The 16,721-nt window shown below is 63.8% G+C and carries 15 protein-coding genes; 5 read left to right on the plus strand and 10 right to left on the minus strand.

The features are described from left to right. Nucleotides 1-18: 18 nt before the first annotated feature. A complete protein-coding gene (locus ACBG85_RS07550) occupies nt 19-1,257 on the minus strand; it encodes a DUF222 domain-containing protein (protein WP_372026770.1) in 1,239 nt (412 codons plus the stop codon). A 198-nt stretch (nt 1,258-1,455) separates the two neighbouring features. Here ACBG85_RS07550 and ACBG85_RS07555 point away from each other — a divergent pair, with 198 nt between their 5' ends. Then, nucleotides 1,456-1,608, plus strand: a complete 153-nt coding sequence (locus ACBG85_RS07555) for a hypothetical protein (RefSeq protein ID WP_047268844.1) — start codon at nt 1,456-1,458, stop codon at nt 1,606-1,608. Nucleotides 1,609-1,698: 90 nt separating this feature from the next. Here the strand turns inward: ACBG85_RS07555 and ACBG85_RS07560 are convergent, their stop codons facing one another. The 7 genes from ACBG85_RS07560 to ACBG85_RS07590 all read right to left on the minus strand — a co-directional run bounded on the left by ACBG85_RS07560 (nt 1,699) and on the right by ACBG85_RS07590 (nt 9,172). Beyond that, nucleotides 1,699-3,321 (minus strand): amidohydrolase, encoded by a 1,623-nt coding sequence (locus tag ACBG85_RS07560; RefSeq protein ID WP_372026774.1) that lies wholly within the window; start codon nt 3,319-3,321, stop codon nt 1,699-1,701. A gap of 9 nt (nt 3,322-3,330) precedes the next feature. Next, on the minus strand, nt 3,331-5,508 hold the full coding sequence (locus tag ACBG85_RS07565) for an AAA family ATPase (protein WP_372026780.1): 2,178 nt from the start codon (nt 5,506-5,508) through the stop codon (nt 3,331-3,333). Nucleotides 5,509-5,529: 21 nt separating this feature from the next. Beyond that, a complete protein-coding gene (locus tag ACBG85_RS07570) occupies nt 5,530-6,360 on the minus strand; it encodes a phosphatidylcholine/phosphatidylserine synthase (protein WP_029254795.1) in 831 nt (276 codons plus the stop codon). Nucleotides 6,361-6,419: 59 nt separating this feature from the next. After that, entirely contained in the window at nt 6,420-7,133 is a 714-nt protein-coding gene (locus ACBG85_RS07575; RefSeq protein ID WP_003941540.1) for a phosphatidylserine decarboxylase, read from the minus strand. A gap of 72 nt (nt 7,134-7,205) precedes the next feature. Further along, a complete protein-coding gene (locus tag ACBG85_RS07580; protein WP_042450437.1) occupies nt 7,206-8,225 on the minus strand; it encodes a MerR family DNA-binding transcriptional regulator in 1,020 nt (339 codons plus the stop codon). Continuing rightward, entirely contained in the window at nt 8,215-8,667 is a 453-nt protein-coding gene (locus ACBG85_RS07585) for a hypothetical protein (RefSeq protein ID WP_007733713.1), read from the minus strand. The genes ACBG85_RS07580 and ACBG85_RS07585 overlap by 11 nt, the downstream gene beginning before the upstream one ends. 34 nt (nt 8,668-8,701) lie before the next feature. Next, nucleotides 8,702-9,172, minus strand: a complete 471-nt coding sequence (locus ACBG85_RS07590; RefSeq protein WP_003941500.1) for an SRPBCC family protein — start codon at nt 9,170-9,172, stop codon at nt 8,702-8,704. 189 nt (nt 9,173-9,361) lie between these two features. Between ACBG85_RS07590 and ACBG85_RS07595 the strand changes: the two genes are divergently transcribed. Then, on the plus strand, nt 9,362-10,753 hold the full coding sequence (locus tag ACBG85_RS07595) for an amino acid permease (protein ID WP_165639224.1): 1,392 nt from the start codon (nt 9,362-9,364) through the stop codon (nt 10,751-10,753). Here the strand turns inward: ACBG85_RS07595 and ACBG85_RS07600 are convergent. Next, nucleotides 10,725-11,978: an FAD-binding oxidoreductase gene (locus ACBG85_RS07600; RefSeq protein WP_042450433.1), complete on the minus strand. Its 1,254-nt coding sequence runs from the start codon at nt 11,976-11,978 to the stop codon at nt 10,725-10,727. The two genes, ACBG85_RS07595 and ACBG85_RS07600, sit on opposite strands and share 29 nt — an antisense overlap. A gap of 156 nt (nt 11,979-12,134) precedes the next feature. Continuing rightward, entirely contained in the window at nt 12,135-13,280 is a 1,146-nt protein-coding gene (locus ACBG85_RS07605; RefSeq protein WP_003941492.1) for a CdaR family transcriptional regulator, read from the minus strand. An 82-nt stretch (nt 13,281-13,362) separates the two neighbouring features. Between ACBG85_RS07605 and ACBG85_RS07610 the strand changes: the two genes are divergently transcribed. The 3 genes from ACBG85_RS07610 to groL all read left to right on the plus strand — a co-directional run bounded on the left by ACBG85_RS07610 (nt 13,363) and on the right by groL (nt 16,686). Next, the gene (locus ACBG85_RS07610; RefSeq protein ID WP_020906711.1) at nt 13,363-14,148 is read left to right on the plus strand and encodes an HAD-IIA family hydrolase; all 786 of its coding nucleotides are present in this window, start codon (nt 13,363-13,365) and stop codon (nt 14,146-14,148) included. An 81-nt stretch (nt 14,149-14,229) separates the two neighbouring features. Beyond that, on the plus strand, nt 14,230-14,787 hold the full coding sequence (locus tag ACBG85_RS07615) for a DUF6764 family protein (RefSeq protein ID WP_019744475.1): 558 nt from the start codon (nt 14,230-14,232) through the stop codon (nt 14,785-14,787). A gap of 273 nt (nt 14,788-15,060) precedes the next feature. Next, nucleotides 15,061-16,686, plus strand: a complete 1,626-nt coding sequence (groL, locus tag ACBG85_RS07620) for a chaperonin GroEL (RefSeq protein ID WP_003941476.1) — start codon at nt 15,061-15,063, stop codon at nt 16,684-16,686. Nucleotides 16,687-16,721 lie beyond the last annotated feature (35 nt).

A 16,721-nucleotide genomic window follows, 5' to 3' on the forward strand; every position in this document is an offset into this window, starting at 1 on the left:
GTCTCGAGTTGTTTCACTTCAGGCTGCTGTTGGTGGGCTGTTCCCGCCGATCGGCTGCTGATACGGATCGATCGACATCGGTGGATAGAACACTGTTTTCCGATCCGGCCCGATCTCCACCCGCCACTCCGTGTGGTGCATCGTCCGATGATGATGACCGCACAACAAGATCAGATTGTCGAGATCCGTTGGGCCGCCATCGTTCCAGTGAACAATATGGTGAGCATCGCACCACCCCGACGGCGTCCCGCACCCTGGAAACGCACACCCGCCATCCCGAACCGCCAACGCCCGCCGCTGCGGCACCGTCGCTGTTCTCGCTTCCTTACCGCACTCGAGCGGAACACCATTCTCATCCAACAAAATCCGCGTCACGGTGCAGTCGCACGCCAACATCCGCGCGGTATCGATACTGATCGGACCTACCCAATCCGTCCACGCGAACCCCAACTCCTCAGTGGACGGCAGGAGGTCTTTCAGAACTTTAAGGTCCGTCATATCTTTTGCCGACGCGGTCACGGTGATGTGCGGTTTCACTCCGCCTTCGATCGGACCCAACCCCGCCCGCTCGTACCGCCGCAGTAATTCGCAAAACCCATCCGCCCGCCGCAGCGCCGGGGTGCGGGTGTCTTTGACGCCGTCCTTCTCCGGTGTCGGAGCCGACAGGCTCGACAATAACGTGATCAACCGGGCCCCGTTCACAGCATCTAGGTCGCCCTTCACAGTTACTCTGCCGTACAGGCCTTTCGACGCGTAGAACTCGTTACGTTCGGAATCCTCACCCACCGGAACCCCGTCCTCGCGTTTGCCGTACTGCTTCTCGATCCGCCGGATCGCCGCCCGCACCGCATCACAATCAGCGATGTTCTTCGACGCCAGGCCAAGCAGGATCCCGCGGGCCTTGTCCACATCCGCCAGGGTCATGTTCTTCGGCGGATGCTGACAAAACGACGCCACCTGACGGGCTTTCAACGCATCCACGTCACCGCGATGAAACGCATCGCCCACCACGGGTTCGAGCATCAACAACCGCGCCAACCCGACCAGCAGACTGCACTCACCGATCTCCAGATTCGTCGAACCATGCAACCACTGCGCGATCGCCCGAAAACCCTTCCCGCCGAGAACCTCCCGGGAAAACATCTCCACGATCAGCAACACCATCCGCGACTGCAGCTCGTGCCGGACGCGCACCAGAGCCAGAACCTCACTCTTGAGGTCCTCGCCATCCAGCTGCCACGCATCCCGACTGTCCATGCCCAAAGTTTAATCGAACAGACTTTCGAACACAAGACTTGTATCTCGAAAACTGTTCCTATGCAATAATTTTCGACAATTCCGATTTTTGGGACTTTTCGGATCTTCATTCGATTTGCGGCAGGCAATCTCGACTACCTCATTGCATGGACTCTGCTGACGCCGAGCACTCGGCATACATTCCGGCTTCATGTTGACGTGGACGAGGGCACTTGGACGCGTGGCCGCGCATGGGCTCTGTCGATTGCATTGGTTGCCTTGCCGTACTACCGCGACACGAACGAGCAGATCACGGCCTGGGCGAAACATGCGATCGCTCAGGTCGTTGACGACATCCGCACTGAACCCTGAGACCACCTGCGCCGTCTCCGGTTTCACAACAATCCTTGGAACTCGAGCAGAGAAGGTTATCGGCCTTTGTCCACGGCGTTCGGCGACCGATCAGCCGATCGCGCTCAGGTCCCCGTACACCGTCCGGCCCTCCAGGACGGTGGCGAGCACCGTGATGTCGGCCAGCTCGGCCGGCTCGACGTCGAGGGGATTTGCCGACAGCACAACAAGATCCGCGTAGGCACCGGGAAAGATGGACCCGATGTGATCTTCGCTGAACAGCTGCCACGCGGCGTTGGCCGTATGGGCGCGCACGGCGGCGTCCACGGGGATCCGTTCCTGGGGTGCCACGACGCGGCCGCTGGGCGAAAGTCTGGTGACGGCGTCCTGCATATTCCGTAGCGGATTGGCGGGGGTGACGGGACCGTCGTTGTGGAAGGTGAACCGTTGCCCGGCCGCGAGTGCAGATCCTGCTGCGGCCCAGACGGATCCGTATTCGGGGCCGAACAGGTCATCCACCAGAACGTCACCCCAGTAGTGCAAGTGGTCGATGAAGATGCTGACCGTGACGCCCAGTTCCGCTGCGCGGGCGAACTGATCCGGACGCATCGCGCCGACATGTTCGAGGCGCAACCGGTGATCGGGCCGGGGGTGCTCCTTCAGAAGCTGCTCCCACGCGTCGAGAACCATGGTGATCGCGTCGTCGCCGTGGGCGTGGCACGCCATCTGCCACCCCTTGGCGAAGTAAGCGGAACTGATGTCGTGGATCTGTTCGCCGGTGTAGTTGGCATGCCCGTGCGTGCAGGCGATCCCGAGCGCACGGGTGGCTTCGGTATCGAGATACGGGAAACTGGTGGCGATGTTGCCGACCCACGGCGAACCGTCGGACCAGACCTTGATGCCGATCTGGCGCACCAGGTCGTTTCCGTCGCCCGGTGACGCCTCGGTAGTGCGCGCGTCGTTGGACATCTCGTAGAGCCGCAGGCGGGTGGTGAGGAGTCCGGCGTCGGCTATCGCTGCCAGGGCGGGCCGCATCTTGGGGTCGAACGACAATTCGGCGATGGTGGTGATTCCCGCGGCGTTCAGCCGGGCGCATTCGGCCGCCACCAGTGCGGGGAAGTCGTCACCGATGGTGACTGCGTGGCCCGCGACTGCGAACACCGCAGGCATTTCGTACGCGGCTCCGTCGAGTGCGCCCGTCGCGTCGTGGCCGTACGATCCGCCGATCGGATCGGGGGTATCGCGGGTGATGCCGGCCTGCACTGCTGCCGCCGTGTTGAAATACGCGACGTGTCCCGAGTTGTGCATGATCACGAGGGGGTACTCCGGCGCTATGGAGTCCAGCCAGTCGATGGTCGGATCGGGTAGGCCCTTCTGCAGCAACGGGTCCCAACCGTTCAGAGAAGCGCCGGCAGCACCTCGCGAACGAACAGTGTCGACGACGGCAGCAACTACGGCATCCGCCTCGGCGATCGTGACAGGCCGGATGTCGACGACGTCAGGCCCGAGAACGATGGCTTCTTCCAGGGGGTGACCGTGCGGTTCGATGAACCCCGGCAGAACAGCGGCACCTCCGACGTCGACGACGCGGGTATCCGGCCCCACCAGTTTCTCGACGTCCGTGCGCGCGCCGACGGCTGTGATCCGGCCGCCCGTCACGGCGAGCGCCTGGGCGCGTGGTGATTCCTCGTGCATGGTCACGATGTCGCCGTACAGAACCAGATCAGCAGCCATGGTCAGTCCTTATCGGTTGTCCGCGTACGCCTGTAGGTGTGCCACCTGCTCGGGATCGAGTGAGGGACGTACCTTCTCACGGGCGGTTGCCACGTCCGCGGCCGTCACGTCGGCCGCGTCCATGCTCCGACGCATGGCGGCGAGTGCAGCCTCACGCAGGAGAGCCGAGCAGTCTGCTGCCGAGTATCCCTCGAGATCGACGGCCAGAATGTCCAAATCGACATCTTCGGCGAGCGGTACCGACTTGCCGGAAGCACGCAGAATCGCTTTGCGGGCCTCCGCATCCGGCGGCGGTACGAATACGAGACGTTCGAGTCTGCCGGGGCGCAAGAGAGCCGGGTCGATCAGATCCGGTCGATTGGTGGCGCCCAACACCACGACGTCGCGTAGCGGTTCGACGCCGTCGAGTTCGGTCAGCAACGCGGCTACGACGCGATCCGACACCCCGGAGTCGGAACTTTGACCACGACGCGGGGCAAGGGCGTCGATTTCGTCGAGGAAGATCAACGAGGGCGCCGAATCGCGTGCGCGCTGGAACAACTCGCGTACGGCCTTTTCGGAGGCGCCGACCCACTTGTCCATCAGCTCCGCACCTTTGACGGCGTGGACGCTGAGGTGACCTGAGCTGGCAAGGGCACGAACGAGATACGTCTTACCGCAGCCGGGAGGGCCGTAGAGGAGCACGCCGCGGGGTGGGTCGACACCGAGGCGTGCGAAGGAGTCGGGGTGCTGTAGCGGCCACAGCACCGCTTCGGTGAGGGCCTGTTTGGTTTCGACCATGTCGCCGACGTCGTCGAGGGTGACGCTGCCGATCGACAGTTCTTCGGTACTCGAACGAGACAGTGGCCGAATCACTTCGAGGGCACCGACAAGATCTTCCTGCGTGATCTCCGGAGAATCACCGGATTTGGACGCCCGCGTCGCCGCTCGCAAGGCAGCTTCACGGCAGAGCGCCGCGAGGTCGGCGACCACGAATCCCGGTGCGCGCGAGGCGATGGCGTCGAGTTCGAGGGTTCCGGTGGGCACGCGGCGGAGCAGGAGTTCGAGCAATGCCTTTCGAGTTGCGCCGTCCGGCAGGGTAAGTGCGAGTTCTCGATCGCAGAGATCCTGGCCGCGAAGGCGCGCGTCGACGGTCTCCGGATGGGCGGAGGTCGCGACGAATGCCACGCCCGGGGTTGCGACGGCGCTGCGCAGTTGTTCGAGGATCAGTGCGGACACCGGTTCCGCGGTGGCCGGAAGCAGAGCGTCGATGTCACTGATCAGCAGTACACCACCGCCGCGCACGGCAGCAACGGCGTCGACGATTCGCTGCAGGCGGGTATTCGCCTCGGTGGCACCGACTCCCGGGCCGTCGAGTTCGACCAGTTTGCGCGAGGACAGGACCGAGCGGGCCAACGTGGCTTTGCCTACGCCGGCGGGGCCCGTGATGAGGACGCCGAGGTGCGGGGAGGCGCCGAGCGTACGGAGCAGTTCTGGTTCGTCGAGTGCCAGGCCGAGCCACTCGGTCAGCTTGGCTGCCTGCGCTTGCGCGCCGACGAGGTGATCCAGCGGAACCGACGGTGCAGGCTCGATCGCGACGGCGGCCGGACTGGAAACAAGCGCACTCGGTGTCAGTGTGCCCGCCGAGCCGGAACCCCAGTTGACTGCCGAATTCGGCTGGACGCTGACCGGACCACCGGCAGGTTCGACGACCGTGACGGTGAGCAGTTCGGATGTCCACGCGACGCCGAAGGTACGGGAAAGCGCTTGGGTGGCTTCGGAAGTGCTCGTACCCGGACCGAGATCGCGGGGGAGGAGCGAGACCGTGTCGCCGACGCTGACGACCTTGCCCAGAAGAGCTTGTCGCAGAACCGTCGAGCTGATCGAATTTGTCGCCATGGACGAGCCGGTGACGGAGACGGATCGCGCTCCGTACACCGTCACCGGACCGACCACGACGGAAGAGTTCTCGGTCAGGCCGACGTTCGACATGGTGACGTCGTCGAGAAGGATCGTGCCTGCCGGGGTTCCGGTGGGTGCACGGCCCGCGACGGTCGCGGTGCCGCGGGCTCCCATGAGTGCGATGGCATCCCATTCGCGGATGCCCAACGCCGCCAACGCTTCGGGGTGCAAGCGCACGACCCCGCGGCGTAGGTCGGCGGCAGAGGTGTTGAGTCGAACGGTGAGGGCGAGTTCCGGCGAAGTCACCTCTCGAGAGTACGTCGTGGACTAGCGGGGTCGCCGCAATCCGAGACGAGCGGCCGAGCGGCGGCCACCGACGTTGGGTTGGCGTCGGATCGCGCGGCGTTCGGAAGGCTTGATGTCCCAGGTTTCGGGACGTGCTGCCACCCACCGCTTCGAGTGCACGGCAAACGGGATGTGCACCAGGTAGATCGCGATGAGAACGATCAGCAGGATGTACGGGTAGGTGATGAGTGCGGCTGCAGCCAACGTCACCAGGACGAGCAGGCCGGCCGCCATGTGCGGCGGCACGGATACCGACTTCATCGCCAGCGTCGGGATGCGGCTGACGATCAGTGCAGCCGAGAAGAGCGTCCACACGATGACGACGAAGTGCGAAGACCACCAGCCGTCACCCCACTGAGCCGTCGCGGCCAGGGGAGTGAGGGCGATGAGTGCGCCGGCCGGAGCCGGAACGCCGACGAAGTACTCACGTGCATACGCGGGGACGTCGTCGTCGTCGAGCAGGGTGTTGAAACGTGCGAGTCGCAACACGATGCTGACCGCGTAGATCAACGCGATGATCCAGCCGATGCTGGTGCCGTCCAGCAAGGTCACGTACAGGACCAGGGCCGGGGCGACGCCGAAGGAGATGGAGTCGGCCAGTGAGTCGAGTTCGGCGCCGATCTTGCTGGTGGCGTCGAGCAGTCGCGCGATGCGGCCGTCGAGTGAATCGAGGACGGCAGCTGCGCCGATCATCGCGAGCGAGGTACCGGGTTGTCCGTCGAGAGCGAATTTGACGGCGGACAGCCCGGCGCACAGCGCCAGGATGGTGATGACGGACGGCAGCAACCGCACCGCCTGGGTGCGTTTGGGCATCTTCGCGCCGGGTTGGGCTGCTCCCGGCTTCTTCACGGCTGACTTCATCTTCGGCGTCTTCACGGCAGTTGCGCGATAACTGTTTCAGCACCGATCGTGCGTTGTCCCGGCTCGACCAGGAGTGTGGTTCCGGCGGGGAAATAGGTGTCGACGCGTGAGCCGAAACGGATCAGTCCGTACGTGTCGCCGATCGGCAGGACGTCACCGACACCGGCGTAGCAGACGATGCGGCGTGCAAGCAGTCCCGCGATCTGGACAACCGCAACGTCGTGACCATCGGCGGTTTCGATCAGCATGCTGTTGCGCTCGTTGACCTCGCTGGCGTCGGCGAGATCTGCAGAGAGGAACTTGCCTGCCTGGTGAACGACCTCTTTGACCGTTCCACCGACAGGGCTGCGCTGGACATGCACGTCGAGAACCGACAGGAAGATGCTGACGCGCGGGCGCGGCTCGCTTCCGAGATTGAGCTCGGCGGGCGGAACGGCGTTGTCGACCAACGCCACCTCGCCGTCGGCGGGTGCGACGACGACGCCGATGCGGTTGGGCGGCACCCGGTGCGGGTGACGGAAGAACGTGGCGCATGCGGCGGCGGTGGTCAGACCGGCTCGGCGCACCCACTTACGGTTGCGGCCCAGAGCTGCAACTCCCAGCGGGGCCAGCACGAACGGCAGGCCGGCGGGATGAAGTGGCGGAATCGCATGGCGAACCAGATCGACGATATGTCCGATCCCGGTGGGTTGCGGGGTTCCGGGGGGTGTGGGTCGGCGTGCCACAGGCTCCTCTAACTACTCGGTAGGTCTTCTGCTGGTCGCACTGACAGTACGGGGTGGTAGAGCATCCATAGATTACGTGAACGCCTTCTCTCCTACAGGCTGTAGTGGCATCAAGTACGAGTAGTACCCGACACAGTCGCCGGTGCGTATCGCCAGCGGGAGCGTCGCACCGCTTACTCGGATCACCAGTTGCCGCCCCGGTTGGGCTGCGGCGGCGTCGCGCAGTCGCTGCCGGTCGACCAGTACTCGGAACTTCTCACGGGGATCCGTTCCGCCCGGATCCACCCGGGCACCACCGTCTTCGCCGACGCTGACGACGGCACTGTCCTCGGTGCCGTTGAGCAGGGCGGCAAGGTGGTCGCCGCTCAGTTCGACGGCGTTGTGGTGCTCGCGCAGGATTCGGTGATCGGGGAACTCTCCGTCCTCGATCAGGGGGCTGGACACCTCACCTCCCGGATACGACGCAGTCACCGTGCGCGCGGAGAAAGTCAGCGTCACGACGCCGGCGACGTCGCGCAACAATCGCGCGAAGGTGACGGGAACGACAGCGGACACCGTCAGAGCGGAGTGAACTGTCACCTCGGCGACCGCGAGCCGGAACTGATCAGTGGTGACAAACGCAGCGACGCCGTCGTGAATGTCGAGGTGGACGCCGCGAAGTATCGGGAACTCCGATTCCTCGTTCACGGCGAACAGCACGGCGTCGAGTGCGCGTCGTAGATCCCACGAGTCGATGTCCACGCCGCCGGAGATAGGTAGCGCGTCGATCAGGCGGTGGATTCGTCCCAGTTCGGCCCGGGCGTCGGCGAGACCGTCCTCGAGGTTGCGCAGATGGGCGTCGAGGCACGAATGGGGTTCCGGTCCGGTCAGGACGGCCATCATGTCGCGGATCGGAACACCGACGCGCCGCATACCGGCGATCACGCGTGCGTCGCGGAGTTGGTCGTCGGTGTACCAGCGGTAACCGGTGTGCGGATCGACGGAATGCGGGACGAGCACGCCTTCCTTGTCGTAGAACCGCAGCGCGCTGATCGGGAGCGCCGACGCCCTGGACATCTCGCCGATCGTCAAGAGGGCGGAACTAGTGGTCACGGATCAATTCTGCCCGCAGTCGCTCGATAGCGCCCCTGATCATCCGGCCGTAACCGTCGTCGGCGAGTGTGCCGACCGACGCCTCGGCCTTCGTCAGATGCTCGACGGCCTCGGCGTCGCGTCCGAGTTTGCGGTAGTCGGCAGCCAGGTTGAGGTGCAGCGATGGATAGAAACCGGCGACCTGCAGCGATGCGTGGTGTTCCTGGGCTCGCGCGTCGGTCAACGAATCTGCAGCGTCGAGGGCGCGCAGGTCCCAGCAGAGCTCTTGAGCCGGATCGTCTTGAACGTCGGCCATGTAGTGCGCGAGGGAGACGATGTGGAGCGCATCGGGGGCGGCGCTGATCTCTTCCCACACCTTCTCGAACGCAGAGCGAGCCCCGGCTCGATCGCCGGAGCTCGCCAATTCTTGTGCCTGCGCTATCTGTGTCATCACGGGATCCATGGAACGGATCCTGATGCCTCGACCAGGTCGAGGGTCAAGCAGAGGTGCGTGCAGCCGCCTCGGCCTCGCTCTTCACACGCTTCAAGGTGGCATTCATGCCTTCAACGAGCTCGACCTCGAAGTCGGCGTTTCCGCCCAGGACGGTCTTGACGAGGAACTGCGAGACCTTCGACGTTCCGGTGGGAGCCTCGCGACGCTCGGTCACTTTGGTGCCGGTAGCGGTCGGCTCGAGTTCGTAGGACCAGATCGTGCGGTTCTCCGCGATGCGGAACGCCACCGACTTGTTGGGCTCGAAGCGAACGACCTTCGACGACGTCGGCCAGACCAGCAGGCCCTTGCGGTTGACGTTGATCGTCTTGGCACCCTCACGGACGGTCCCGCCGATTACCTTCATCACCTTGCACTGGGGGCTCCATTCGCCCATGCGCTGCAGGTCGGCGACGATTGCCCACACGTCCTGCGGTGATGCGTCGATGTCGATGCTTGCTTCGAGGGTGTTGGACACAGTCTCTCCAGTCGAGTTGATGCTACGTAAAGTTACAAACACTTTTGTCGATCGTAAGCGATCCGTCAATGGACCATGTGTGTCAGGTCACTGTACGGCCGTCCAACAGGGTCGTGCGGGAACACGCGCGGTGGTAGCGGACAATGGTTCGCGCACGTATGACGATCCATCCGACTGGAGTACCGAGAAGTGAACAGCGACGCAGCGACGCAGGATGGCCTCAAGCGAGGGCTGACAGCGCGCCATATCCGCTTCATCGCCCTCGGATCAGCCATCGGAACCGGACTGTTCTACGGCAGCGCCGAGGCCATCAAACGAGCCGGCCCGTCGGTGCTCCTGGCCTACCTGATCGGCGGTATCGCGGTCTACCTGGTGTTGCGAGCGCTCGGCGAGATGGCGGTCCGTAACCCGGTTTCCGGTTCGTTCAGCGAGTACGCGAACAAGCACCTCGGACCACTCGCCGGTTTCATGACCGGGTGGACGTACACGTTCGAGATGGTGATCGTGTGCCTCGCCGACGTCACCGCCTTCGGCCTTTACATGCAGTTCTGGTTCCCGGACGTACCGAGATGGATCTGGGTTCTGGCTGTCGTCTTCTTCATCGGCGCGATAAACCTGTTGAGCGTCAAGGTCTTCGGCGAACTGGAATTCTGGTTCACGCTCGTGAAGATCACCGCCATCATCGCGATGATCGCCGGGGGCATCGCGATCATCGTGTTCGGATTCGGCGTTCACGACACCGATGCCGGAATCAGCCACCTCTGGTCGGACGGCGGGTTCTTCGCGACGGGCTTCGGCGGATTCGTCGCGTGCTTTGCGATCGTGATGTTCGCGTTCGGCGGCACCGAGATCATCGGTATCACCGCGGGCGAAGCCGAGGATCCGGCGCAGACCATCAGGAAAGCCGTCAACACGGTCCCGGTGCGCATCATTCTCTTCTACATCTGCACCCTGGCTGTCATCATGGCGATCATTCCGTGGCAGACCATCAACTCCGACAACAGCCCGTTCGTCCAGATCTTCGAGAATCTCGGATTGGGAACGGCCGCTTCGATCCTCAACATCGTCGTCATCACCGCAGCCCTGTCGGCCATCAACAGCGACGTTTTCGGTGCGGGTCGCATGATGTTCGGAATGTCGCATGCCGGCCAGGCCCCGCAGGTGATGAAGAGAGTCTCCGCCAACGGTGTTCCGTGGATGACCGTTGTCATCATGACCGTTGCCCTGTTGGTGGGAGTACTGCTCAACTACCTGATCCCGGACCAGGTGTTCCTCGTCATCGCCTCGCTGGCGACCTTCGCCACCATTTTCGTCTGGATCATGATCCTGCTCTCGCAGTTCCGTTCCCGCGCTCAGATGAGTGCAGACGAAACAGCGGCACTGAAGTTTCCAGTGCCGCTGTGGCCGTACGGTCAGATCTTCGCGATCGTGTTCCTGGCTTTTGTCATCGTGTTGCTCGGCGTCATCGTCGATACCCGAGTTGCCTTGCTCGTCGGTGCCGGATGGCTGGTTCTGCTGACGGGCGCGTACTACAAGTGGGTGAAACCGGCTGTCAGCGCAGCGGATCGAAGCGGCGCATGACGGTCGGCGTCTGAGCGCCGGTCATCGAGTCGGCCACCATCTTTCCGGTCAACGGACCCAGGGCGATTCCCCACATTCCGTGACCACCGGCGACGTGCACGCGCGGCGAGCGCGTGGCGCCGATCAACGGCAAACCGTCGGTAGTGCACGGCCGTGAGCCCACCCACTCCTCTTCCCGTGCAGTCCAGTCGATGCCGCTGAGCATCGGCTTGGCTGCATCGATGATCGCCTGCACCCGGCGCGGATCCAGCGGCGCGTCGGGGCTGCGGAATTCCATCATTCCGGCCACGCGGAAGCGATCGTGCAACGGCGTGCACGCAACGCGCTGGGTGGGGAAATACACAGGGTTCTTGGGGAGGTGCTCAGGCTTGACACTGAAGCTGTATCCGCGTCCGGCCTGCACCAGTTTGCGCACACCGAACGGTGCGGCGAGCTTGTTCAAGCGGGCACCACTCGAGATGACTACGGAGTCACCGTCGCGTGAATCACCCTGTGCACTGCGAACACTGACTCCGCCGACCCGATCGTCGATCTGCGTGACCTCGAAACCGCTGACGATTTCTCCACCGCGTTCACGAACCGCGTCCGCCAACGAGTTCACGAACAACGGGGGATCGATGAAACGCTGATTACGCAGACGCAAACCGGCTTTCACACCCTGGCCGAGTGAAGGCTCGAGCGAATGAATCGCGTCGTAGTCGAGGAGGTCGAAGTCGACCTCGCCGCCCGCGGCCTCGACGTGATGGAACTCGTCCACCAAAGTCTGTCGGTCCTTCTCGGATGCAAACGCGGCGAGGAAAGGATCGGCCAGGCGGGTCAGCTCTTTGACGCCACCGTCGGCGAGTTCGTCATACGCGCCCAAGGCTGTTCGGTTGACCTCGGTGTAGACCGACATCGCTTCCTGCCACTTCGACGGCGTGCAGTGGCGCGCGAACCCGACCAGGAACCGAATCAGCTTCAGATCGGTGGTCAGTGGCACGTACACCGGGGACGACGGGCTGAGCATCGCGCGCAAGCCGTATTGGAGCACTGCGGGTTCGGGCAGCGGAAGCGTCAATGCGGGGGCAAGCCAACCGGCGTTGCCCCAGCTCGCGTCGGCTGCGACCCCGTCGCGATCGACGACGGTGACCTCGACTCCACGTTCCTGCAAGAACCAGGCCGTCGACAATCCGACAACGCCCGCACCGACCACGACCACACGATCGGGGCTCTGACGAGTTCCCATGACGCACTCCTTCTACAGACTCTGCTCGAACCGAGACGCCGGTCACATCCGGCTCTTCTCTCAAGCATGAATCGCGGGGGCGGCAAAAGGACTGGCCGTTCGGCCATCGTCGGAGCTACCTCGTTGTGGATTCGCACAACGCACCGCCGCGCCTGCTCAGCGAGCGAGTTTGAACTGCAGCATCAGAATCAAGCGGGTGTCGGCGTCGGTCAGGTCGACGCCGCACATTTCCTTGCCTCGACGCAGGCGGTTGCGGAGCGTGTTGGGGTGAACATGCAGTGCGGCAGAAGAATTCGCCACGTCACCGCCGTGCTCGAGAAAGGCCTTTGCCGTCGCGACCAGATCGCTGCCGTGCTGAGAGTCGTGACGTTCGAGGCTTCCGAGTGGTGTGGAGTCGCCGAGTCCGTCGATGATGTCGGCGACGTGCAGGGCGAGAACGGAGGCCAACGTGTCCCTCATTCCCGCGACGGTTCCGCCGGACCGGCCATGACGAAGCGCTCCGAGAACATGGTCGGTGTCCGAGCGCGAAAGATGTGATTCGCTTGCAGACTTCACTGTCCGACCGACGGCCACTGCCAGGAATTCGCGGCCACGGGCGCGGGTGAGGAAGTCGGCGGACAATCGGCGAGCGTTGGTCTCGTCGGTCGCGATGACAAGGTAGATGGTCTCGGACAGTTGAGCGGCAACGGCGTCGACGGCCAGAGTGTCGAGGTACAAGCTCAAGGACGCGACCAACCCCGCCGGCAGTGGTCCCGCAACGGTTCCGACGGCGACGACGGTGAGCGGGCCTGCCAACCGCAAGTCGTCTGCGGCGCGGAATGCGGGTTCGCCACCGCCGATCAGAGCTTGGACGCGCTGGGATTGGCGACGGCGTGTGCTGTCGACCCGGTCACGCTCCGAGGCGATTCTCTCGGCCACGACAGATACCGCGGATCGAAGTATCGATTCCTGTGTGGGCGTCGGTGTTCCGGCGAGTGCGACCCAGATCGAGCCGACGGGGTGATCGTTCTCGCGAACTGCGATGACCAGGCGCGGCGTGATCGCAGGGTCTTCGAGATCAACGTAGATTGGGTCGCTCTCTCGGTGGAGACGATCGAATACTCCTGCATCGGAGAGTAATTGGCGGAATCGGCTGGGTACCTGCCGGCCGAGGATCGTGCCGATGCGGGCTTCGTCCACGGCCTGCTCGCCGCCGGAGTACGCGAGGACAGTCGAGTTCTCGTCCTCGATCGTGACGGGAGCGCCGAGCAATTCGGCCAGAGAACCGGCAACGGAGAATAGGTCGTCGTCGCGCAGGTCCATGGGTGGGAGCCTACTGAGCGATCGACGGATTTCGGGTTCCGACGCCTCGGCAGGACCTCGATGGCGAATATAGGCTGGTGCAATGGCCGACATCGAAGGTGTTCTGTTCGATATCGACGGAGTCCTGCTCACGTCCTGGCAGCCGATCGAGGGAGCAGGGGAAGCCGTACGCGAAGTTCGGCGGCGGGGATTGGCCTGTGGGTTTCTGACCAACACCACTTCGCGCAGTTCGTCGCTCATCGCGCAGGGGTTGTGCGACGCCGGTATCGAGGTCGAGGCGAGCCAGATAGTTACTGCCGCCAGGCTCACAGGGGAGTACGTGCGGGCGACGTATCCGGACGCGCGGGCGTGGGTCCTCAATCACGGTGACGTGTCTGCCGATCTCGAGGGAATCGAATTCGACGACGCCGATCCTGAGGTCGTGATTCTCGGCGGTGCCGGCCCGGAGTTCACTCACGAGGCGCTGAGCCGAGTGCTCGAACTTCTGCTCGCCGGTGTGCCCGTCGTCGCGATGCACCGCGGGATGATGTGGGAGACCGTAGACGGCCTTCGGATCGACACCGGAACGTACTTGCCGGGCTTCGAGGAAGTGGCAGGTGTAAATATCGCCGCAGTGGGTAAACCGTCTCTCACGGGGTTCCTGACAGCCACGGAGCTGATGCATGTCGAACCTGAGGCGACGGTGATGGTCGGCGACGACCTGATCGGGGACGTCCTCTCCTCACAACGAGTCGGCTTGACCGGAGTTCTGGTGCGCACAGGCAAGTTTCGGCAAACAGTGCTCGATCTGTCGGTTCAGAAGCCTGATCATGTCATCGATTCGGTCGCGGATCTTCCGGCCCTTCTCGGGGTCGTCCTCGAGGCTTGACCAGGCGGGGGTGACGGACTTCACTCGAGCGGGTACTCTCGCGCCCGAATCCAATGAACTTGTTCCACGAAGGAGTTTTCTATGCCCTTGATCTCGTCAGTCTGGTTCCGTCGCTCATCCTCTCGAGTCAGCGGAATTTCCAGTAGTCGGTTGGGGGGCCGCCTGGCGAGAACAGGGGCTGTGATGACTGTAGGTATGGGGCTCGCCGCCGGGCTGGCGCTGACCGGTGCGGGAGCTGCTTCGGCAGCCCCCGTCACGTGTGTCTCGCCGCCGTCGGCCAATGACATCCAGGTCTCCGAGACCGCGAGCTGCGGCGCGCAGTCCGTCGGAGCCGGCCGTTCGCAGGCCGGTGCTGCCGAGAGCGGTACCGCTGTGAGCGTCGCCGCCGACAACGGCTACTCCAATTCATATGCAAACGGCTTCGGAACCGCGCTGGGGGCTTCTCGCGGTAACGGTCAGGCGCAGGCATTTGCGCTCGGCGGCGGTATCGCGCGGGCCGGGGCGGCTGACGGCAACGTCACCTTCGCCATCGCTGGTTACGGAGCGGGCGCTACGGCCGATGCCAACGGCGTCGACTGCGTCGGAGTGCTCTCGTTTGCGGTCAATTTGAGTAACGGACAGTTCTGCATCGCGGGCTGAGGCTCAACCTTGCACTCGGCACGCTCGAGTGCTAAAAATGCAGTTGGCACTCGCGAACCGTGAGTGCCAGGTCGAGGCAGTGAGACCGGGAACCATAGACACCCCCGGTCGTCCGTCGCGGGCACTGACTAGACCACAGGCGTAGATGGGTGACCAGGCAAATCGGTCGCCCGTGTAATGAGGTGACTGGTCAAACGGTCGCCTTGTGCCGATGAGGTGACCCGACGAGCGGTCACCTTGTGTGTCACCCCCTATCCGGAGGATCACTTCGCAATGGCAAAGATCATCGCGTTCGACGAAGAGGCACGTCGTGGCCTCGAGCGAGGCCTCAACGCCCTCGCCGACGCTGTCAAGGTGACGTTGGGCCCCAAGGGTCGCAACGTCGTTCTCGAAAAGAAGTGGGGCGCCCCCACGATCACCAACGATGGTGTTTCCATCGCCAAGGAGATCGAACTCGACGACCCGTACGAGAAGATCGGCGCCGAGCTCGTCAAGGAGGTCGCCAAGAAGACTGACGACGTCGCTGGCGACGGCACCACCACCGCTACCGTTCTCGCACAGGCTCTGGTCCGTGAAGGCCTGCGCAACGTCGCAGCCGGCGCGAACCCGCTCGGCCTCAAGCGCGGCATCGAGAAGGCTGTCGAGGCTGTCACAGCTCGCCTGCTCGAGACCGCCAAGGAGATCGACACCAAGGAGCAGATCGCTGCTACCGCCGGTATTTCCGCCGGCGACCCGTCCATCGGTGAGCTCATCGCCGAGGCTATGGACAAGGTCGGCAAGGAAGGCGTCATCACGGTCGAGGAGTCCAACACCTTCGGCCTGCAGCTCGAGCTCACCGAGGGCATGCGCTTCGACAAGGGCTACATCTCGGCGTACTTCGCCACCGATGCAGAGCGTCAGGAAGCCGTCCTCGAAGACGCGTACATCCTGCTCGTCAGCTCCAAGATCTCCACGGTCAAGGACCTGCTGCCCCTGCTGGAGAAGGTCATCCAGTCCGGCAAGCCGCTCCTGATCATCGCCGAGGACGTCGAGGGCGAAGCTCTCTCCACCCTCGTGGTCAACAAGATCCGTGGCACCTTCAAGTCTGTTGCCGTCAAGGCTCCCGGCTTCGGTGACCGTCGTAAGGCTCAGCTCGCCGACATCGCCATCCTCACCGGTGGCGAGGTCATCAGCGAAGAGGTCGGACTCTCCTTGGAGACCGCAGGCCTCGAGCTCCTCGGCCAGGCACGCAAGGTCGTCATCACCAAGGACGAGACCACCATCGTCGAGGGTGCCGGCGACGCCGACGCAATCGCCGGTCGTGTCAGCCAGATCCGCGCCGAGATCGAGAACAGCGACTCGGATTACGACCGTGAGAAGCTGCAGGAACGTCTGGCCAAGCTGGCCGGCGGCGTTGCAGTCATCAAGGCCGGCGCTGCTACCGAGGTCGAGCTCAAGGAGCGCAAGCACCGCATCGAAGATGCAGTGCGTAACGCAAAGGCAGCCGTCGAAGAGGGCATCGTCGCCGGTGGTGGCGTTGCACTTCTCCAGGCAGCTCCCGCACTGGACGACCTCAAGCTCGAAGGTGACGAGGCAACCGGCGCGAACATCGTTCGCGTTGCACTGTCCGCTCCGCTCAAGCAGATCGCATTCAACGCAGGCCTCGAGCCCGGCGTTGTTGCGGACAAGGTCTCCAACCTGCCCGCAGGTCACGGCCTCAACGCTGCGACCAACGAGTACGGCGACCTGCTCGCTGCAGGCATCAACGACCCGGTCAAGGTCACCCGCTCGGCACTGCAGAACGCAGCGTCCATCGCGGCTTTGTTCCTGACGACCGAAGCCGTTGTCGCTGACAAGCCCGAGAAGGCCGGAGCGCCTGCAGGCGATCCGACCGGCGGCATGGGCGGCATGGACTTCTGAGTCCATCTCCACGTAGCTCCTAGAGCCCGGCCCAC

Origin of the sequence: Rhodococcus sp. NyZ502 (assembly GCF_041464245.1) — a bacterium.
Taxonomy (GTDB): domain Bacteria; phylum Actinomycetota; class Actinomycetes; order Mycobacteriales; family Mycobacteriaceae; genus Rhodococcus_F; species Rhodococcus_F qingshengii.